Raw genomic sequence first — 18,141 nt, 5'->3', positions numbered from 1 at the left:
CGGTGGTCCGCCCGCGACGTCTCAGTTGAGGTTGCGGGCGACGCCGTACACGATCAGGATCACGGCCAGCGCCTTGGTCAGCCAGCCGAGTGTGCGCGGGCTGACCGTCAGCCGGGGCAAGCGGATCAGCCGCAGCGATTCGAGTGCCCAGGCAAGCATTTGGTAGCCGATGGCAACGCCGATGAGCGGGCCGATCACCAGCACCACCGGGTTGAAGTGCCAGGCCGCGTCCAGATCCCCACGCAGCAAGGCGGCTGCCATCCGGGTCGCGCCGCAGAACGGGCAGTTCAGCCCCGTGGTCGCATGCAGGATGCAGGGTATGCCGATCTGCTGGCCGGACAACTGGTACACGGCCGCGAGCGCGAATCCACCCACTCCGACGGCCGCCGCGCCGAGCACTCGGCGGTCCAGCGGGCGGACCGGACCGGTCGGCCGGAGTACGACGCTCAGCGAAAGACTCACCGGACAACGGTAACTCTCATCTCGTGGGATCCGTAGCCGGAGCTGAGCCGTCGGACCGTTAGCCTGCAACTCACTCCTCATCTGTATTCACTAGAAGGGATCGTCGTGAGCAATCCGACGCCACCGCCGGGTTACGGCCCGCAGGACCCCCAGCAGCCGGGTCAGTACGGCCAGCCAGGCCAGTACGGGCAGCCCGGGCAGCAGCCGGGCCAGTACGGGCAGCAACAGCCCAGCTATGGCGGCCAGCAGCCGGGCTACGGGCAACAGCCCGGCCAGTACGGTCAGCAGCCTGGCCAGTATGGGCAGCAGCAGCCCCAGCAGTACGGGCAGCAGCCGGGGTACCCGCAGTACGGCGGTCAGCCGGGCTACCCACAGCAGTACGGTCAGCCGGGCGCGTACGGCGTACCCAGCAACCTGGCGGCCTGGCCGAACCGGGTCGGCGGCTGGCTGGTCGACGTCCTGATCATCGGGGTGCCGTACGGCATCGGGGCGGCGCTTGCGAGCGGCAACAGCTCGGCGATGGCCATCCTGGCGCTGCTGTTCTACCTGGTCGGCATCGGCGTCGGGATCTGGAACATCGTGTTCCGCCAGGGCACCACCGGACAGACCCTCGGCAAGTCGGCGCTGGGCCTCAAGCTGATCGACGGGATCAGCGGCCAGCCGGTCGGGCCGGGCAAGGCGTTCCTGCGCCAGATCACCCACATCCTGGACGGCATGGCCTGCTACATCGGCTACCTGTGGCCGCTGTGGGACGAGAAGCGGCAGACGTTCGCGGACAAGATCAACAACACCTACGTCATCAAGCTCTGACGTCGTAGCGGTCATCCGGACGCCGTGGCCTGCTCAGGCCGCGGCGTTCGGCGTTCCCGGCGCCGGGCAATACGATGCCGCGGTGAGTACACCGATGCCACCGCCGTACGGGCAGGCCCACCAGGGTGGTCACCATCAGCAGGGCTACGGGCCGTACGGTCAGCAGCCGTACGGCCAGCCGCCGCCCTACGGGTATGGGCAGATGCCACCGCCGTACGGGCAGCCGCAGTACGGCTACGGCTACGGACCTCAGGTCCCGCTGGCCGACTGGGGGTCGCGGGCCGGCGCCTTCCTCATCGACTCCCTGATCAGCTCGGTGCCGATCCTGATCGGGTACGGCGTGCTCATCGCGAACATCGCGACCCGCGAGAACAACACCTACCCCGATGACGGCCCGCAGGCCTACGCGATCATCCTCTTCGTGCTCGGGATCGTCGCGAGCATCGGTCTGACCCTGTGGAACCGGGTCTTCCGCCAGGGCAGAACCGGGCGCAGCGTCGGCAAGAGCGCGCTGAACCTGCGGCTGGTCGACTCTGCGTACTTCCAGCCGGTGGGCGCCGGCAAGTCGTTCCTGCGCGAGTTCCTCAGCGGGCTGTTCAACAACGCCTGCTTCCTGAACCTGCTGTGGCCGCTGTGGGACGACCAGAAGCAGACCTGGCACGACAAGGTCATGTCGACGTACGTCCTCAAGGACTGAGGGTCAGCGCGACAGCAGGAAGCCGGCGCAGGTCACTGCCCACAGCACACTGGTGAAGCTGCCGATGATGAACCGCTCGGCGACAGCCTGGGGCGTGACCGACGCCGGCTGATCGGGACTGCGCAGCTCCGGATAGCGAGCCAGGCCCTTGATGGCCAACACGATCGCCAGTCCCTCGGGCCAGCCGGCAACCAGCGCCGCGTAGATGGCCAGGCGCTCGAGCGAACCGATCAGAGCGCCGCCGCGCAGCACCTCACCGGCCTTCTGCGTCGACTGCGCTCTCGTGTTGCCCCGGTCGACGAGAGCCAGCACAGATGTCGTCAGTGGGCCGCCACCGGTCACTGCCAGCCCGCCGGCCAGCAGGAGCAGCACGTTCCACCAGCGCTCACGCCAGCCCTCGACACCGTCGCCGGCCAGCAGCAGGACGCCGACGGTGATCAGGCAGGCCAGCATCACGCCACTGAGCACGATCTCCAGGGTCGACCCGGCCTTGGGAACCCACGCCAGAACGGCGAGGATCAGGCCGGCGGCGGTGAACGACAGGATAAGTGCCGTCACGCGGTGGCCCCAGCGTCGAGTAGCTCGGCCGCCAGCACTCGTCCACGTTGTTCCTCGGCGACTCCGGCGGCCTGGGCCCGCTGGGTCACCGCGGACTGACTGATGCCGAGCTTCACGCCGATCTCGCGCCGGGTGAGCCCTTCGGCCAGCAGGTCGGCGACAGCCCACCCGCGGTCGCTTCGCCGCCGCAGCACCGACGCCATCAGCCACAACACCGTCTCGACCTGCTCGGCGCAGCGCGCGTCGGAGCCGACCACGTTGACGTGGTGCGGGCTCGACTTGGCCCGGTTCACCGCCTCCCGCGCGAACACGAACGCGTCCCCGCTGCCGGCCCGCGTGCTGCGCGGCAGCGGCTGCGTGACCTCACCGGCTCCGAGCCCGACGTACCAGGTGTCGGCGCGCAGCAGCTCGACGATCACGTCGATCGTGGCGCGCGCCTCGGACAGCACGCCCTGCACCTCGTCGCCGGCCGTCCGCTCGAACTTGCGGAGCAAACCGGTCCGCCTCGGCCGGCGGTTCAGGATGTTCAGTAGCTCGGGTACGAGATCGGTCATGCTTCGGCTGCCCCGCTGATCTACCGTGAGAACGAAGACCACTGTGCTGCACCTCCTTCCCGACGCCGTTAAGGCTACAGTCTTATTCACGTAGAGTGAAGGAAAAAACCTGAATCGGTTCATCCGATCACTCCTCGTGATCGCCCCGCGGAACCGACGATCCCCTAATTCTCCGCTGGATCCGGGGGGCGAGGCATCTCGACTCGCCCCCCGGATCTCACCGAGCGTCAGCAGGAACCAGGACCCTCACTCCGCCAGCGGCAGGTACAGCTGCTTGTCGTGGGCTTTGAAGGTCTCCGACATTTCGGCGAAGCCGGCCTCGATCGCCTCGGTGGAGGTCAGGCCGTGTTCCTCGGCGTACGCGCGGATGTCGGCGGTGATCCGCATCGAGCAGAACTTCGGGCCGCACATCGAGCAGAAGTGCGCGGTCTTGGCAGGCTCGGCCGGCAGGGTCTCGTCGTGGAAGGACCGCGCGGTGTCAGGATCCAGCGAGAGGTTGAACTGGTCCTCCCAGCGGAACTCGAACCTTGCCTTCGACAACGTGTCGTCCCAGGCCTGCGCACCCGGGTGCCCCTTGGCCAGATCCGCCGCGTGGGCAGCGATCTTGTACGTGATCACACCGGTCTTCACGTCGTCGCGATCCGGCAGGCCGAGGTGTTCCTTCGGCGTGACGTAGCAGAGCATCGCCGTACCCAGCCAGCCGATCTGGGCCGCACCGATCGCGCTGGTGATGTGGTCGTACGCCGGTGCGACATCAGTTGCCAACGGCCCCAATGTGTAGAACGGCGCCTCGCCGCACAGCTCCTCCTCGAGCCGGACGTTCTCGGCGATCTTGTCCATCGGCACGTGCCCCGGCCCCTCGATCATCACCTGGACGTCGTGCTCCCAGGCGATCTTGGTGAGCTCGCCCAGGGTCCGCAGCTCGGCGAACTGGGCCGCGTCGTTGGCGTCGGCGATACATCCCGGTCGCAGGCCGTCGCCGAGTGAGAACGTCACGTCGTACTCGCGCAGGATCTCGCACAGCTCGGCGAAATGCGTGTACAGGAAGGACTCCTGGTGATGCGCGAGGCACCAGGCTGCCATGATCGACCCACCTCGCGACACGATCCCGGTGATCCGGCGCGCGGTCAGCGGGACGTACCGCAGCAGGACGCCGGCGTGCACGGTCATGTAGTCGACGCCCTGCTCGCACTGCTCGATCACTGTGTCGCGGTACACCTCCCACGACAGCTCGGCCGGATCGCCCTTCACCTTCTCCAGCGCCTGGTACAGCGGCACGGTCCCGATCGGCACCGGCGAGTTGCGCAGGATCCACTCCCGCGTCTCGTGGATGTTCTTGCCGGTGGACAGGTCCATCACCGTGTCCGCACCCCACCGGGTGGCCCAGACCAGCTTCTCCACTTCCTCCTCGACCGAGCTGGTCACCGCCGAGTTGCCGATGTTCGCGTTCACCTTCACCAGGAACTTCTTCCCGATGATCATCGGCTCGCTCTCCGGGTGCCGCCGGTTCGCCGGGATCACGGCCCGGCCGCGCGCGACCTCGGACCGGACGAACTCCGGGTCCATGCCCTCCCGCAGGGCGACGTACCTCATCTCCTCGGTGACGGTGCCGGCTCGCGCGTGCGCCAGCTGGGTCAGTGGCGCGCGCCCGGCGATCCAGTCCCGCCGCAGCGCGGGCAGACCGGCTTGTACGTCGATCCGCGCCGACGCGTCCGTGTACGGACCGGAGGTGTCGTACAGGTCGAGGTGTTCGCCGTTCGTGAGGTGGACGCGGCGGGCCGGGACCTCCAGCTCGCCGCGATAGATCTTCTCCGAGCCCGAGATGGGGCCGGTGGTGACAGTGGGCCGAATCGTGCTGACAGTCACTGTGCTGCTCCCTACGCCGGAATTACCCGGACAGGTTCGGCGGTCGGCGGCGCCGGACATGTGTCCAGCCGCCCTCTCAGCCCGCTACGGTGCGAGCTCCCGCGATCTCCAATTGTCACGGTCACTCTAACCTCTCGTCTTGACCGGGCCGGTAGCGTCGGGGGATGCGAGACCTCGTGTACCCGCCCGTGATCGGCTTCGCGAAGACCGCGTTCAAGGTGCTCGATCTGAAGATCCGGCTGACCGGGACAGAGAACGTGCCGCGAACCGGCGGCGCGGTGATCGCGCTGAATCACATCAGCTATGTCGACTTCATCCTGGGCGGGTTCGGCGCGGTGCCGAGCAAGCGGCTGGTCCGCTTCATGGCCAAGGACGTGCTGTTCCGCAACCGGTACTCCGGTCCGTTGATGCGCGGCATGCACCACATCGCGGTGGACCGGTCGGCAGGTACGGCGTCGTACCGGGAGGCGATCCGCTATCTGACCGACGGCGAGATCGTCGGGGTGTTCCCCGAGGCAACGATCAGCCGGTCCTTCGAGCTGAAGGAGTTCAAGTCCGGCACGGTCCGGATGGCCGCGGAGGCCGGCGTACCGGTCGTCCCGCTGATCCTGTGGGGGACGCAGCGGATGCTGACGAAGGACCATCCGCGCGACTTCTCCCGGCATCGCGCGATCGCGATCACCGTCGGCGAGCCGATGACGGTCGGCACCGACGACGACGCGGCCGAGGCGACGGCGCACCTGCGGACGACGATGGCCGGGATGCTGGACCGGACCATCCGCGACTACCCGGAGCAGCCGGCCGGCGCCTGGTGGCTGCCCGCGTCGTACGGCGGTGGTGCGCCCTCGCCCGCGGAAGCGGAACGCCTGGACCAGGAGGAGCTCGCCCGGCGGGCGGCCCGCCGCAAGTAAGCACACCGTCAGTAACGCGGACAAGACCTTGACCCCCGGGTGACCCCGAGGGTACGAAAGGCTCTTGTTGACAGTGCAGGAAACCTGGGGGGTCCCTGTGACGCCGGCCGGTCGGCGGCGGTACTCGGGTAGGCGGGGAAGGGTTGTGTTCGATTCACCGGAAGAGCTGCATCTCTTCGAACCGGGGATGCTCGCGGTGGCGCCGCATGTCGCAGAGCACATCCCGGACGCCGGCGTCTACTTCGTCGACTGGGCTATCCAGGACCTGCCGGCGGACCGCGCCCGCGAGGTCGAGTCCGCGGTGAACGGCAGGCGCTGCCAGAACGGCTGGTTCCCGCTGGAGAGCCTGGACAGCATCGGCAGCCGCGGGTACTGGCGTGGTCCGCTCACCTACCTGGCCCGGATGACGGCCGACGACACGACGATCCTGCAGGAGTGGTCGACCGACGGGCTCACCGGCGACGACCAGAGCCGGATCGAGGCGACCGTGAACCACCTGCTCTACCAGCAGGGTCACGCGGCCGCGGCGACCTGGGCCGTCGCGGTCCGCCCGCAGACCTACCTGGACGCAGCGCTGCTCGGCGACCGGCTGGCCGCCGCGTGGGAGTACAACCTCGGCTCGATCCGCTCGAAGGACGTGGCGAAGTCGGTACGGCGCTGGAACCGCTGACGTCAGTGGAACTGCGGGATGATCAGGTACAGCCCGTAGAACACGGCCGCCACCCCGACCCCGAAGATCAGGCTGACCAGGGCCACCTCACCGAGAGCACTCCAGTCGATGTGCATCGCCGTACTCCTCTCAGCCCGCCGCGGCCGTGGTGGCCGGAGTCGGCCACCCGGCCGGACAGCCGGACAGCCGGACAGCCGGACAGCCGGAGTACTTACTCCAAGATCAGATGGGCCAACCCGTAACAGAGCGCCGCGATGATGCCGGCCGCGGGAATGGTCAGCACCCACGCTGTGACGATGTTCTGCGCGACTCCCCAGCGGACCGCTGACAGCCGCTTGGTCGCACCGGCGCCGATCACCGCCGACGTGATCGTGTGCGTGGTGGAGACCGGCGCGTGCAGGCCGATCGCCATCACGTACAGCACGGTCGCGGCGACCGACTCGGCGGCGAAGCCGCGGGCCGGATCCAGGTGGATGATCCGGCGGCCCAGAGTGCGCATGATCCGCCAGCCACCGGAGTAGGTACCGAGCGAGATCGCCGTCGCGGCGGAGATCTTGACCCACAGCGGGATGCCGTCGTTCTCGTTGACGTGACCGGTGGTGAGCAGGGCCAGGAAGATGACGCCCATCGTCTTCTGCGCGTCCTGCAGGCCGTGTCCGAGCGCCACCGCCGCTGCCGACAGCGACTGCGACATCCGGAAGCCCCGGGTGACCTTGCCGGGATTGCTGTGCCGGAATATCCAGAGGATCGCCGTCATCAGCGCGAACGCGCCGAAGAAGCCGATCCCGGGCGACAGCACCATCGGAATGACGACCTTGTCGAGGATGCCCGTCCACAGCACGATGCTCGACGAGGCGACCCCGGCGCCGATCAGTCCGCCGATCAGCGCGTGCGACGAGGAACTCGGCAGGCCGAAGTACCAGGTGATCAGGTTCCAGATGATGGCGCCGATGAGTGCGGCGATGACGACCACCAGGCCGTGTGTGCCGCTCGGCGTGCTGATGATGCCCTTGCCGATCGTCTCGGCCACCTCGGTGCCGGCCAGCGCGCCGAGGAAGTTGCACGCCGCGGCCATCGCCAGCGCCACCCGCGGGGTGAGCGCGCGGGTGGAGACCGAGGTCGCGATCGCGTTGGAGGCGTCGTGGAAGCCGTTGGTGTAGTCGAAGGCCAGCGCGATGACGACGAGGATGATGACGAGCGTGAGCTCCACGCTCAGCTCTCCTTGACGGCGATCTGCTCGACGGTGTTGGCGACGTGTTCGAAGGCGTCGATCCCGGCCTCCAGCAAGTCCACCACGGTCTTGAACTTCATCACGGTCAGCGCGTCGTACTCGCCGCTGAACAGTTTGGCGATGATCCGGCGGTGCACCGCGTCACCGGTGTTCTCCAGCCGGTTGATCTCGATCCAGTACTCGGCCAGGTCCTTCATCGTCCGCAGCCGGGGCATCGTCTCGGCGGTCAGCTGCGCCATCCGCTGGAGTACCTCGATCTGCTCGGCGACCTCCTCCGGCAACTTGTCCAGGTTGAACAGGTGGACCGAGTCGACGGCCTCCTCCATGAAATCCATCACGTCGTCGAGATCGGAGGCCAGCCGGTAGATGTCCTCGCGGTCGAACGGGGTGACGAAGGTCGAGTTCACCCGGCGGATGATCGAGTGCGTGGTCTCGTCGGCCGCGTGCTCGGCGTCCTTCATCTGGGCGGCGATCTGGTGGCTCGACGACAGCCCGGTTCCGGCGGTGCTGCCGAGCAATTCGGCCAGGATCCGGGATCCGTCCACGAGGTGGTTGGCGGACTCGGTGAAAAGGTCGTAGAACGTCGGGTCGTTCGGACGCAGACGTAACGGCACTTCAAGCTCCGGATGAACGAGGGACAAACCGTGAACATGCTAGGGGGAACCTGCGGTTGACGCGGCATCCGCCCGGTCAAGGTAGCGCGTCGGAATGAACTGCCCCAAGGGGACCTGACCGGAGAGTAACCGAATCGTTTCAACGAGTGATCACGGCGTACAGGTCGAAGAGACCCACCACGAGCACCAGTCCGGCCGCGATCCGGAGCACCCGATCGTGGCCGAGGGCATGGACCGCAGCACCTCCGGTCCGCCGGTAGACGGCGCTCACCGCTGCCCAGCAGGACAGGGACAGCACCAGTACGACGATGCCGAGGCCAGTGCGGACGTCCGACGTACCGTGGCCGGAAGCAAGCAACAGGACGCCGTTCGCGATCAGGCCGAGGGCGGTCCGGCGCCAGGCGAGGAGGGTGCGCTCGGGCTGCAGCCCGGGGTCGGGTGTGCTCATCGCCACAGCGAGAAGATCAGGGCGATCAGGCCGACCACGGCGATCGTTGCCCCCAGCATCAGCGGCAGGCGGGTCAACGGGAGCGGCCCACCGCGGCGGATCGCAGCCAGGTTCTGCTGCCAGCGGCGGAAGGCGCCGGCCGTGGTGATGATACCGACAGTGACCAGAACGACACCGATGATGCGGGCGGGCCAGCGATCCGGACCGAGGTCGAGGAACTGCACCGCGGACAGACCGCCGGCGTAGCAGGCCAATGAGGTCCGCAGGTAGGCCAGATATGTGCGTTCGTTCGCCAGGGTGAAGCGGTAGTCGGGTTCGCGGTCTTCGTACTCCTCCGTCATCCGCAGGTCACCAGGCCGTACTTCTGCTTCAGTGTCAGCACACGCCTCACGCTACTGCTCACCTGCGCGGCGAAGGCCTTGTCCTGCTCGGCCTTGGTGACCAGCGCGTTCACCATGGTGGCGGTCTGCGACGCCGTGGCGTTGATCACGATGTCCCCGCCGGCCGCCACGAACCGCGTGGCGCGCTGCCCCACCGGCACCGACTTGACCTCGGCGGCCGCTCCGACGTCGTCGGTGATCACCACTCCGCCGAACCCGAGGTCCCCGCGCACCATCCCCTGGATCACGGTCCTCGAGAACACAGCACGGTTCTCCGGATCGATCTTGGCGTAGGTGACGGTGGCGATCATCACCATGTCGCTCCCCGCCCGGACGCCGTCCGCGAACGGCTTGAGGTCGGCGTCCCCGCGGACGGTCACGTTGTCGACCACTCCGGACGAGAAGTCCGTGTTGCCGCGCACCCGGCCGAGTCCCGGGAAGTGTTTGACCGACGTCATCACCCCGGCCGACCCCATGCCGCGTACGAACGCCTGGACCGGCGGCCCGACCTCGGCCGGGGTGCTGCCGTACTCACGGTCCAGACTGCCGATCGGCGCGTTCTGACTCTTGAGAGAGCTCGGTACGACGTCTGCCACCGGTGCGAGGTTGAGGTTCACACCGGCCTGCTTGAGCTGGTCGCCCCAGTGGTCCGCGTTGCTGGTGAGCTTGGAGCTGGACCAGGTGCCCTGCACGGTTGCCGACGGGATGCGGTCGAAGCCGGGGCCCTTGAGGCGCTGGATCTGTCCACCCTCCTGGTCCGCAGCGATCAGCGGCCGGACGCCCTTGACCGTGGCGGCTGTCCTGACGGCAGCCATCGCCGTACGGGTGTGGGAGAGGCTGCCACCGGTACCGAGCAGGAGTACGCCGCCGGGCTTCTCCTGCTGGACGATGGAGCGCTGGCTCGAGGTCATGCCGTTGGCGCTGATGCCGGTGAGGATCAGCTGGGCCGCCTTCTCGCTGAGCGTGAGGGCTTTGAGCTTCTGGTCGACGCAACTAGTCGGTGTTGCGGTCGGCGTGGGGGTCGGGGCTGCTGACGGCGTCGGCGTGGTGGGTGACTCGGTGGTCGTCGGCTGCGTTGTCGGCAGCGGCACCGAGGACGAGGGCGCCGTACTCGGACCCGCCGTGGGTGGAGAGTCCGTGTCGCCGCAGCCTGCGAGCAGGAGAGCCGTCAGCAGGACCAGAGCGGCTGGATGCCTCATTGTCAGCGTCGCTCCCAGGCGGCGCGGTCGACCGTGTCGCCGGAGTGCCGGGCGAGCGTCGCGCAGAGGTCGTAGAGGTGCTCGACCTGCTCCTCGCTGAGCGCGTCGAAGATCGACTTGCGGACTTCCTCCACATGACCGGGTGCCGTCTCGACCAGCTTCTGCCGGCCGAGGTCGGTGATGATCGCCACCTGACCGCGACGGTCGGACTCGATCGCCTCCCGCCGTACCCATCCGGTCTGCTCCAGCCGGTTGACCGCATGAGACAGGCGGCTGCGTGAACCAAGGGTGGCGACCGCGAGCTCACTCATCCGCAACCGGCCGTCAGGTGCGTCGGACAACCGGACCAGGATCTCGTAGTAGGTGTGCGGGATTCCGGCATCGCGTTGCAGTTGCTGCTCGATCCGGGTGTTCACCACGCGCTGGGCCGCGATGAACGCTCGCCATGCCTGCTGCTCTGTCTGGTTCAGCCACCGGGGTTCCGCCATCCCCGCAGCGTAGCCAGTACGGCTCCCTCACGCTCGTTCAGCCTGATCAGCAGTACGGCGGCCGTACAGACCAGCATGCCGATCACCGCCAGCGCACCGATCGTCTCGTCGAACATCAGGAAGGCGAACACCATCGTGGTCGGCGGCACGAGGTACAGCAGACTGCTGATACGAGTGGCACCGGACAGCTTCAGGTTCACCAGGTACAGACCCCAGCCGCCACCCGTTGCCAGCAGCACCAACCAGAAGACGGCACCGTAGAAGCCCGGCTCGGTCGGCACCGTCAGCTGGTCGGTGGTCGCGGCCAGCGCGACGAACAGCACGGTGGAAACGAGGCTCTGGATGCACAGTGCGTCGAGTGAACTGGTGCTGGGCTTGCGGCGGCGTTCCAGACACGTGCCGACAACCATGCCGAACACGCCCCCGAGTGGCACCAGGAAGAGCAGCGGTGAGAGGTGGCCGGCGTGGAGGTCATCCGCGACGACGAGAGCCACTCCGGCGAGGCCGAGGGCCAGACCGATCCACTGACGTCGATTGACGGGTTCGCTCAGCAACGGTCCGGCGACTGTGGCGATCAGGATCGGTTGCAGCGACCCGATGAGGGCAGTGACGCCCGCACTGAGGCCATGGTCGATCCCGGTGAAGATGAGGCCCAGATAGACGAACTGGGTGAGTACAGCCATCCACACCTGGGTCACCAGGTCCCGCTTGGTCACTCGCGGGCGGCGGACGGCGAGGATCACCACAGCCAACGCGCCCGCGACCACGTAGCGCCAGGCAAGCAGGTCGAAGGCGGTCGTGTACTGCGTCCCCCACCGGGCGCCGATGAACCCCGAACTCCAGAACACGACGAACCCGGCACCCGCGATCACAGTCACCGCGGGCAGACGCCGTACCGGAAGGGCCTGTGTGGTCATGGGGACACGGTAAACATACAGGTCGGTATACTGTCAGTGTGCTAGCTCAGCAGATGAGACTGCGGGTGGATCGCGGGCTGTCCGAGGAGGCCCGGCTGACGCCGGCCGGGGAGCGGATCCTGGCCGCGGCGTCGACGCTGTTCTACGAGCAGGGGATCCGGACGGTCGGCGTGGACACGATCGCCGCGGCCGCCGACGTGACCAAGAAGACGTTGTACGACCGGTTCGGGTCGAAGGATCGGCTGATCGCGGCGTACCTGGACCGACGGAACCGGGTCTGGCACGCGTTCCTCGACGAGCAGCTGGAAGCGCGCGAGCCCGGTACGCCGGAGGAGGTCATCCTGGCGCTGTTCGGGGCTCTGACCGACTGGGTGGCGGGGTCGCGGAACGGGTGCGGGTTCATCAACGCGAGCGTCGAGCTGGCCGCGCCGGACCATCCCGCGATGCCGGTGATCGTCGGGCAGAAGCAGTGGATGCGGTCCGAGTTCAAGGCACAGGCGGAGCTGGCAGGGCTTGCGGACGCGGGTGAGCTCGCGGATCGTCTGCTCCTGCTGCACGAGGGCGCGCTGGTGAGCTACCGGGTGGCGGCGATGGACAACGCGACCGAGGTGGCGAGCCGCGCGGCCGCCGACATGCTGGCCACCTGGTCGCGGATCTAGTTGTTGCCGCGTCTCATGATGGTCAGACCGACCAGGCGGGACACCACCATGGCGACGTACCCGAGTCCGGCGAGCTGCTCGAGCATCACCACCGACCTGCCCCAGGACGTGATCGGGAGGATGTCGCTCAGCCCGGTGCTGGACAGGGTGGTGAAGCTGAGGAACAGCAGCTCCATCCAGGTGCGATCACTGGCCGGGTCAACGGCTGCGGTGAAGCTACCGGGCACGAGAGCCTGCACGAACACGTACAGGTAGGCGAAACCCCAAGCCACCAAGGTGAACGTGGCACCGGTGGCGTACAGCTCGTCGGCGCTCACGTCATGGTCGGACAGCATGTAGCGGAGCAGGCTGTACGCCGCGTAGAAGTAGAAGGCGGCGTGCAGTACGCCGGAGATCGCGATCACCGGCTCGGTCGGATTGGCTGCGTCGACCAGTGACAGGGCGACGGCTGGGATGCCCAGACAGATGCTGACCCAGGTCAGCCCCGGCGTGGCCCGCACCGAGAACACCGCCAGTGCCAGTACGACGATCCCGAGGATCTCGAACGCGACCCGTCCGCCCCGGGATCCCTCCATCGCCGGGTAGACCAGCACGCCGAGCAACTGCACCACGAGCAGAACGGCGGACGGGTGCCGCCGGGCACTCCCGACCACGGTCATGTCCCGGTCTCCCCCACCTTGCGGGACTCGATGATCGCCGCGCGGCGCGCCAGCCGGTGGTGCCGCCGGATCTCCGCCTCCCGGAGCCGCCGCCGCTCCTCGTCGGTCTCGGCGATCACCTGTGGGACCTCGCGAGGCTTCCCGTGCTCGTCGACCGCGACGAACACCAGGTACGCCGAGGCGACGTGCACCTCCGGTCCGACGGCGTCCCACCGGTCCGCGGTGATCCGGACGCCGACCTCCATCGAGCTCCGGCCGGTCCAGTTGACCTGGCCGCTCAGGTGGATGACGTCACCGACCCGGACCGGGACCAGGAACACCATCTCGTCCATCGACGCGGTGACCGCGGGGCCGCCGGAGTGCCGGGCCGCGACCACGCCGGCGACCGAGTCGACCAGGGTCATGATCACGCCACCGTGCACTGTCCCCAGCAGGTTGGTGTCGTTCTGCGCCGTGATGTGCGACAACGACAACCGCGTCACCGACGTCGGCCGGGACGACGGGGTGCTGGACATGCCGACTCCTTCTGGGTGGGTCCTTCTGGCGGGTCTGCGCAGACTATCCCGGGCGGGTTGTCCACAGGTTCGAAATCACCGGCCGCGACGGGCGCCGATCCTCGTACTTTCTCTGGGCGAGGAGGTGGTCCCGATGACCATCGACACGTGTACCGACCATGCCCAAGGCAACCACTCCGACCGGCCGGATCCGGTCCTGACTCCCCTGACCCGCGGCCAGGCCGCGCGGCTGATCAGCCTCGGCCTGTCCACCGCGGCCCGACTCGGTCTCGACGTCGCGCACGAGGGCGGCGCCGCCCTCGTACCGGTCGAGCCGTCCGCATCCAGCCCGGTTCTCGGCCTGAGCAACCTGGCCCGCATCATCGCCCGGTACGACGAGGACCGCTGGCCGGCCCTGGTCGAGGAGCACTTCGTCCAACTCCAGGAGCGGCTCCGCGAAGGCCCGCCACTCCCACCGACCGATCCCCAGCGGGATCTGATCCAGCGTCTCGTCCCCCGCGACGCACTGCCCACCGAATGGACCTCCGGACGCCCCGACTTCCTTCCCGGGGTGCTGTCCGTTCCGTCGACCACGGAGGACGGCGTGGTCACCATGTACCTGGACCCCACCGACTTCGGTCTCACCTGGTCCGAGGCCGAACGACACGGCCTGACCAACCTGCGTCGCATCACCGACCACGTCGAGTACCTGACCCAGGACGACCTCCGGATCGCCGCCGTCACCGGTTCCCCGTACGCCGCCTCCCGGGCCCTGGTCCTCGACACGGTGCTCCGAGAATCCCTCCACACCGAGACCCCTTCCTACGGCGTACTGGCCGCGCTCCCCTCGCGGGACCTCCTGCTGATCCATGTCATCGATGACCTCTCGGTCATCCCCGCCCTGGGCCTGATGCTGAACCTGACCGCCCGCTCCCACAGCCACGACCCGGGCCCGCTGTCGCCCGACGTCCATTTGGTCACCCGGACCACCGGCACCCCGTGGACCTGGCATCCCGCCACCGCTCCCTCCCCCGACCACACCCCTCTCCGGCTCTCGTCGCAGCTCCAGTCGCTCACGCAGCTTCTGGCCACTCGAGAACCTCCGCCCTAACTGCCACGCCGGGACCGGTCCGGGCGTCCTCAGGGTGAGGTGAGGTGGATGCGCAGTGTTCGGCTGGGATCGGTCGCCGTGGTCGTTGCGGCTGTCGTTGGTGCCGGCGTCGTGGCCGGCTGCGGGGATGAGGCTGCAGGCGGCTTGCCGGGGATTCCGTATGGGTCGCCGGTGCCGTCCGGTAACGACCCTGCCGTGACGGCTGCCGCGGATCTGCTGAATCCGTTGCTGCTCCAGGACTTCGCCGCATCGTTCGCCGGCCTGGTGCTCGATCACGACAAGCGCGTCGTGATCGTGTACCGGAAGCCTGATGCCGCTCTCGACGTCCGGGTGCGCGAGAAGGTGAAGGGCGTCACCGTGGAACTGCGCGATGCACGGATGAGCCAGCGCGAGATGGCGGACCTGAGGGATCGGGTGATCGGTGACATCGGCTACTGGGGCGAGCGTGGCGTGTCGGTCAACAGTGCGGGGCCGAAACCGGACGGCTCAGGCGTCGAGGTGATGACGACGTCGGGCAACTCATCGGACCAGAAGAAGCTGAGAGCCCACTACCGAACCGATGCCATCCTCGTGACCCAGGGCCAACCGGTCATCGTGGCCCCGATGACCGTCCCGGCCACTCCGCTCAAGCGCCCCATTACCCCGATCACACCGCCACCCCGATAGCACTTCCACCCCGTTATCAGGCAGTGGGGGACTTGAAGTGGCCGGGCCAGTCGGAGTGGCGGATGCGGGTGATGGAGCGGACCTCGCCGAGGGTTGACCATTCGTCCTTGCCGAGGCGGGCCAACGGACGAAGGAGGTGGATGTCGGGGCGGTCGTCGACCATCACGGCCTCGTCGATGGCGAGATGGCGGACCTGACCGATCACCACGGTGGAGTCACCCAGTTCGAGGGTGGTGTGCAGCGTGCACTCGATGGCGACCGGTGACTCCGCGACGCGGGGGACAGCGACTGTGCGGGCGGGTTCGGTGGTCAGGCCGACGGCTTCGAACTCGTTGATCTCCGGCGGGAAGTTGGTGCCGGTGGCGTTGACCTGCTCGAACAGGGGTTCGGCAGCGAAGTTGACCACGAACTCGCGGGTCGCCTCGACGTTGTTCAGGCTGTCCTTGCGGCCGACCGAGGTGAACTGGACCATTGGCGGCTGCACACACGCCACGGTGAAGAACGAGTGCGGCGCCAGGTTGAGGACACCGTCGGCGGACCTGGTCGAGACCCAGGCGATCGGGCGCGGTACGACGATCGAGTTCAGCATCGCGTAGAACTCACGCCGTCCGACGGTTTCCGGATCCAGGTCGACTCGCACGCTCGCAGTACATCAAATCCGGTGGACGCCGTGGCGCACCGGCTGAAGGATCGAGACGACGGACGCCAGACCACGACGGAGGTACGTGTGGGAGATCACCACGATGAGCCTGGGATCGCCGAGGTCGGGCGACGGCACGGGATTGCCCCGGGGCAGATCGTCGAGGTCGCGGGCGGGGTGGCCAACCGCGGGTTCGTGCTCGGCGAGGAGTTGTTCCTGCGGATGTCGCGGCCGGGGTTCGAGGGCGATCTGCGCAAGGAGGCCGCGGTCGTGCCGGTCGCCCGGGCTGCGGGCGTGTTGACGCCGGCGATCGTCGAGTACGACGAGAGCCGGTCGGTCGTCGATGCGCCGTACGTCGTGATGCAGCGGGTGCACGGAGTCGAGCCGACCAATGGACCGCCGGCTGGATTGGCGGAGCAGTTGGCCCGGCTGCACGAGCACGAGCAGACCGAGATCCCCGGGCTGCCGCAGGACGACCGGGACGATCCGTGGCAGACGGTCGACCGGCTGTCGGAGCGCGGGACCATCGACCTCGGGACGGCGAAGTGGCTGAGCGACTGGTTCACCCGGTTGTCCGGCCGGTTCGACCGGAACGAGACCAAGGTGCTGATCCACGGAGATGTTGCCTCACACAACCTTCTGGCCGGTCCGGACGGTGAGCTGCGGGCGCTGATCGACTGGGGTGATGCCGCCCGGGCCCCGCGTGGCATGGACTTCGCCAAGCTGCCGCTCGAGCAGGTCGCCGCGATCCTGCCGGAGTACGTCCGCCACACGCGGTCCGACGTACGGGAGGAGGAGGTGGCTGCGGCTGCGCTGTGGTTTCACCTGGACTGGGGGCTGGGGAAGCTGACCGCCGACCCGTGGCCCGGGCAGCGGCACTGGACCGCTCCGCCCGGCAGCCGGGTGCTCGGGCTGCTGAGGTTCTTCGCCGCCGGACCGCCCGGGCCGTGGCGTGACCTGACCTGATCAAGAAGGCGGGGTTCTGGCTCTCAGTGCTGGGGTTTCTGCTGTAAAACAAGGGGTTTGCACTTGTCACGACATGCGGCAGACTGGGTTCTCGTGACTGACTACGTAGCCGCCCAGGACCGGTACGACGACCAGATGGCCTACCGCCGGACGGGACGCAGCGGCTTACAGCTGCCCGCGATCTCGCTGGGGCTGTGGCACAACTTCGGCGACGACAAGCCGTTCACCACCCAGCGTGACATCCTGCGCCGGGCGTTCGACCTCGGCGTCACGCACTTCGACCTGGCGAACAACTACGGCCCGCCCTACGGCTCGGCCGAGACCAACTTCGGTACGCACTTCGCCCGGGACTTCGCCAAGTACCGCGACGAGCTGATCCTGTCGACCAAGGCCGGTTACGACATGTGGCCGGGTCCTTACGGTCAGGGTGGCGGCTCGCGGAAGTACCTGCTCGCCTCGCTGGACCAGTCGCTGGCCCGGATGGGCGTGGACTACGTCGACATCTTCTACTCGCACCGGTTCGACCCGGACACCCCGCTCGAGGAGACGATGGGTGCGCTGGACGCCGCGGTGCGTTCGGGCAAGGCGCTGTACGCCGGCATCTCGTCGTACTCGGCGGACCGGACCCGGGAGGCGGCGCGGATCCTGCAGGAGCTGGGCACGCCGCTGCTGATCCACCAGCCGTCGTACTCGATGCTGAACCGCTGGATCGAGGAGGACCTGCTCGACGCCGTCGGTGAGCTGGGCGTCGGCGTGATCGCGTTCTCGCCGCTGGCGCAGGGCGTGCTCACCGACCGCTACCTGGACGGCGTCCCGGCCGACTCCCGCGCCGCGCAGGGCAAGTCGCTGAACCCGGACTCGCTCACCGAGGACACCCTGAAGCACGTCCGCGCGCTGAACGAGATCGCCAAGGAGCGCGGCCAGTCCGTCGCCCAGCTGGCGTTGGCCTGGACGCTGCGCGACGACCGCGTCACCAGCGCGCTGATCGGCGCCTCCAGCGTCGCCCAGCTCGAGGACAACCTGGCGACCGTCCGGAATCTGAAGTTCAGCCCGGAGGAGCTCGAGGCCATCGACGCCGACGCCGTCGAGGCTGGCATCAACCTGTGGAAGAAGAGCTCGGACAGCTAAGCCCCGCCGGGAG

General features: G+C 68.1%; 23 protein-coding genes and 1 riboswitch. Of the genes, 9 read left to right on the top strand and 14 right to left on the bottom strand.

Features of this window, described 5'->3' with window-relative positions:
• Positions 1-21 precede the first annotated feature (21 nt).
• Positions 22-462, bottom strand: a complete 441-nt coding sequence (locus ACIBG5_RS11495) for a DUF2752 domain-containing protein (protein ID WP_396391460.1) — start codon at positions 460-462, stop codon at positions 22-24.
• 105 nt (positions 463-567) lie between these two features.
• On the opposite strand from ACIBG5_RS11495, the gene ACIBG5_RS11490 reads away from it, so the two are divergent.
• Together ACIBG5_RS11490 and ACIBG5_RS11485 are read left to right on the top strand one after the other, a co-directional pair.
• Positions 568-1,272 (top strand): RDD family protein, encoded by a 705-nt coding sequence (locus ACIBG5_RS11490; RefSeq protein ID WP_396391459.1) that lies wholly within the window; start codon positions 568-570, stop codon positions 1,270-1,272.
• An 82-nt stretch (positions 1,273-1,354) separates the two neighbouring features.
• Entirely contained in the window at positions 1,355-1,969 is a 615-nt protein-coding gene (locus ACIBG5_RS11485) for an RDD family protein (protein ID WP_396391458.1), read from the top strand.
• A gap of 3 nt (positions 1,970-1,972) precedes the next feature.
• Here the strand turns inward: ACIBG5_RS11485 and ACIBG5_RS11480 are convergent, their stop codons facing one another.
• The 3 genes from ACIBG5_RS11480 to thiC form a co-directional block, all read right to left on the bottom strand.
• Positions 1,973-2,527, bottom strand: coding sequence for a hypothetical protein (locus tag ACIBG5_RS11480; RefSeq protein WP_396391457.1), 555 nt, complete (start codon positions 2,525-2,527; stop codon positions 1,973-1,975).
• Positions 2,524-3,081: a transposase gene (locus ACIBG5_RS11475; protein WP_396391456.1), complete on the bottom strand. Its 558-nt coding sequence runs from the start codon at positions 3,079-3,081 to the stop codon at positions 2,524-2,526. Before ACIBG5_RS11475 ends, ACIBG5_RS11480 begins: the two co-directional genes overlap by 4 nt.
• Positions 3,082-3,327: 246 nt before the next feature.
• Entirely contained in the window at positions 3,328-4,947 is a 1,620-nt protein-coding gene (thiC, locus tag ACIBG5_RS11470; protein WP_396391455.1) for a phosphomethylpyrimidine synthase ThiC, read from the bottom strand.
• Positions 4,938-5,060, bottom strand: a riboswitch (TPP riboswitch). It overlaps the preceding gene by 10 nt.
• Before the next feature lie 51 nt (positions 5,061-5,111).
• Between thiC and ACIBG5_RS11465 the strand changes: the two genes are divergently transcribed.
• Together ACIBG5_RS11465 and ACIBG5_RS11460 are read left to right on the top strand one after the other, a co-directional pair.
• Positions 5,112-5,858 carry a lysophospholipid acyltransferase family protein gene (locus ACIBG5_RS11465; RefSeq protein WP_396391454.1) on the top strand — a complete coding sequence of 249 codons (747 nt, stop codon included), beginning with the start codon at positions 5,112-5,114 and terminating at the stop codon, positions 5,856-5,858.
• Between the two features lie 145 nt (positions 5,859-6,003).
• Positions 6,004-6,528, top strand: coding sequence for a hypothetical protein (locus tag ACIBG5_RS11460; RefSeq protein WP_396391453.1), 525 nt, complete (start codon positions 6,004-6,006; stop codon positions 6,526-6,528).
• A 211-nt stretch (positions 6,529-6,739) separates the two neighbouring features.
• Here ACIBG5_RS11460 and ACIBG5_RS11455 read toward each other — a convergent pair whose 3' ends face one another.
• From ACIBG5_RS11455 to ACIBG5_RS11425, 7 genes are all read right to left on the bottom strand, one after another.
• Positions 6,740-7,738, bottom strand: a complete 999-nt coding sequence (locus ACIBG5_RS11455) for an anion permease (protein WP_396391452.1) — start codon at positions 7,736-7,738, stop codon at positions 6,740-6,742.
• 2 nt (positions 7,739-7,740) lie between these two features.
• Positions 7,741-8,373, bottom strand: a complete 633-nt coding sequence (locus ACIBG5_RS11450) for a DUF47 domain-containing protein (RefSeq protein WP_396391451.1) — start codon at positions 8,371-8,373, stop codon at positions 7,741-7,743.
• 139 nt (positions 8,374-8,512) lie between these two features.
• A complete protein-coding gene (locus ACIBG5_RS11445) occupies positions 8,513-8,821 on the bottom strand; it encodes a DUF202 domain-containing protein (protein ID WP_165554306.1) in 309 nt (102 codons plus the stop codon).
• A complete protein-coding gene (locus ACIBG5_RS11440; protein WP_396391450.1) occupies positions 8,818-9,162 on the bottom strand; it encodes a YidH family protein in 345 nt (114 codons plus the stop codon). Before ACIBG5_RS11440 ends, ACIBG5_RS11445 begins: the two co-directional genes overlap by 4 nt.
• Positions 9,159-10,400 (bottom strand): glycoside hydrolase family 3 N-terminal domain-containing protein, encoded by a 1,242-nt coding sequence (locus ACIBG5_RS11435; protein ID WP_396391449.1) that lies wholly within the window; start codon positions 10,398-10,400, stop codon positions 9,159-9,161. The genes ACIBG5_RS11440 and ACIBG5_RS11435 overlap by 4 nt, the downstream gene beginning before the upstream one ends.
• Positions 10,401-10,402: 2 nt before the next feature.
• Positions 10,403-10,888 carry a MarR family winged helix-turn-helix transcriptional regulator gene (locus ACIBG5_RS11430; protein WP_131353177.1) on the bottom strand — a complete coding sequence of 162 codons (486 nt, stop codon included), beginning with the start codon at positions 10,886-10,888 and terminating at the stop codon, positions 10,403-10,405.
• Positions 10,867-11,805, bottom strand: coding sequence for a DMT family transporter (locus ACIBG5_RS11425; RefSeq protein WP_396391447.1), 939 nt, complete (start codon positions 11,803-11,805; stop codon positions 10,867-10,869). Before ACIBG5_RS11425 ends, ACIBG5_RS11430 begins: the two co-directional genes overlap by 22 nt.
• A gap of 38 nt (positions 11,806-11,843) precedes the next feature.
• On the opposite strand from ACIBG5_RS11425, the gene ACIBG5_RS11420 reads away from it, so the two are divergent.
• Entirely contained in the window at positions 11,844-12,464 is a 621-nt protein-coding gene (locus ACIBG5_RS11420) for a TetR/AcrR family transcriptional regulator (protein WP_396391446.1), read from the top strand.
• On the opposite strand, the gene ACIBG5_RS11415 is transcribed toward ACIBG5_RS11420, so the two are convergent.
• Both ACIBG5_RS11415 and ACIBG5_RS11410 read right to left on the bottom strand, forming a co-directional pair.
• On the bottom strand, positions 12,461-13,123 hold the full coding sequence (locus ACIBG5_RS11415) for a potassium channel family protein (protein WP_396391445.1): 663 nt from the start codon (positions 13,121-13,123) through the stop codon (positions 12,461-12,463). The two genes, ACIBG5_RS11420 and ACIBG5_RS11415, sit on opposite strands and share 4 nt — an antisense overlap.
• A complete protein-coding gene (locus ACIBG5_RS11410) occupies positions 13,120-13,638 on the bottom strand; it encodes an acyl-CoA thioesterase (RefSeq protein ID WP_396391444.1) in 519 nt (172 codons plus the stop codon). The genes ACIBG5_RS11415 and ACIBG5_RS11410 overlap by 4 nt, the downstream gene beginning before the upstream one ends.
• A gap of 133 nt (positions 13,639-13,771) precedes the next feature.
• Between ACIBG5_RS11410 and ACIBG5_RS11405 the strand changes: the two genes are divergently transcribed.
• Both ACIBG5_RS11405 and ACIBG5_RS11400 read left to right on the top strand, forming a co-directional pair.
• Complete coding sequence (locus tag ACIBG5_RS11405) at positions 13,772-14,728, top strand: hypothetical protein (protein ID WP_396391443.1); 957 nt, start codon at positions 13,772-13,774, stop codon at positions 14,726-14,728.
• Positions 14,729-14,776: 48 nt separating this feature from the next.
• Entirely contained in the window at positions 14,777-15,394 is a 618-nt protein-coding gene (locus tag ACIBG5_RS11400) for a hypothetical protein (RefSeq protein ID WP_396391442.1), read from the top strand.
• Between the two features lie 16 nt (positions 15,395-15,410).
• Here the strand turns inward: ACIBG5_RS11400 and ACIBG5_RS11395 are convergent, their stop codons facing one another.
• The gene (locus ACIBG5_RS11395; protein ID WP_396391441.1) at positions 15,411-16,034 is read right to left on the bottom strand and encodes a flavin reductase family protein; all 624 of its coding nucleotides are present in this window, start codon (positions 16,032-16,034) and stop codon (positions 15,411-15,413) included.
• A 21-nt stretch (positions 16,035-16,055) separates the two neighbouring features.
• On the opposite strand from ACIBG5_RS11395, the gene ACIBG5_RS11390 reads away from it, so the two are divergent.
• Both ACIBG5_RS11390 and mgrA read left to right on the top strand, forming a co-directional pair.
• Positions 16,056-17,000, top strand: coding sequence for a phosphotransferase family protein (locus ACIBG5_RS11390; protein ID WP_396391440.1), 945 nt, complete (start codon positions 16,056-16,058; stop codon positions 16,998-17,000).
• 93 nt (positions 17,001-17,093) lie between these two features.
• Positions 17,094-18,128 (top strand): L-glyceraldehyde 3-phosphate reductase, encoded by a 1,035-nt coding sequence (mgrA, locus tag ACIBG5_RS11385; protein WP_396391439.1) that lies wholly within the window; start codon positions 17,094-17,096, stop codon positions 18,126-18,128.
• Positions 18,129-18,141 lie beyond the last annotated feature (13 nt).

The organism is Kribbella sp. NPDC050241 (genome assembly GCF_044459685.1).
GTDB lineage: Bacteria > Actinomycetota > Actinomycetes > Propionibacteriales > Kribbellaceae > Kribbella.
This window is presented reverse-complemented; position numbering and strand designations above follow the sequence as displayed.

Excerpts from the sequence above, each read along its gene's own strand:
- ACIBG5_RS11425 (WP_396391447.1), bottom strand. The coding sequence starts at position 11,805 with ATGACCACACAGGCCCTTCCGGTACGGCGTCTGCCCGCGGTGACTGTG.
- ACIBG5_RS11475 (WP_396391456.1), bottom strand. The coding sequence starts at position 3,081 with ATGACCGATCTCGTACCCGAGCTACTGAACATCCTGAACCGCCGGCCG.
- ACIBG5_RS11440 (WP_396391450.1), bottom strand. The coding sequence starts at position 9,162 with ATGACGGAGGAGTACGAAGACCGCGAACCCGACTACCGCTTCACCCTG.
- ACIBG5_RS11445 (WP_165554306.1), bottom strand. The coding sequence starts at position 8,821 with ATGAGCACACCCGACCCCGGGCTGCAGCCCGAGCGCACCCTCCTCGCC.
- ACIBG5_RS11415 (WP_396391445.1), bottom strand. The coding sequence starts at position 13,123 with ATGACCGTGGTCGGGAGTGCCCGGCGGCACCCGTCCGCCGTTCTGCTC.
- ACIBG5_RS11410 (WP_396391444.1), bottom strand. The coding sequence starts at position 13,638 with ATGTCCAGCACCCCGTCGTCCCGGCCGACGTCGGTGACGCGGTTGTCG.
- ACIBG5_RS11405 (WP_396391443.1), top strand. The coding sequence starts at position 13,772 with ATGACCATCGACACGTGTACCGACCATGCCCAAGGCAACCACTCCGAC.
- ACIBG5_RS11465 (WP_396391454.1), top strand. The coding sequence starts at position 5,112 with ATGCGAGACCTCGTGTACCCGCCCGTGATCGGCTTCGCGAAGACCGCG.
- ACIBG5_RS11400 (WP_396391442.1), top strand. The coding sequence starts at position 14,777 with ATGCGCAGTGTTCGGCTGGGATCGGTCGCCGTGGTCGTTGCGGCTGTC.
- ACIBG5_RS11435 (WP_396391449.1), bottom strand. The coding sequence starts at position 10,400 with ATGAGGCATCCAGCCGCTCTGGTCCTGCTGACGGCTCTCCTGCTCGCA.
- ACIBG5_RS11430 (WP_131353177.1), bottom strand. The coding sequence starts at position 10,888 with ATGGCGGAACCCCGGTGGCTGAACCAGACAGAGCAGCAGGCATGGCGA.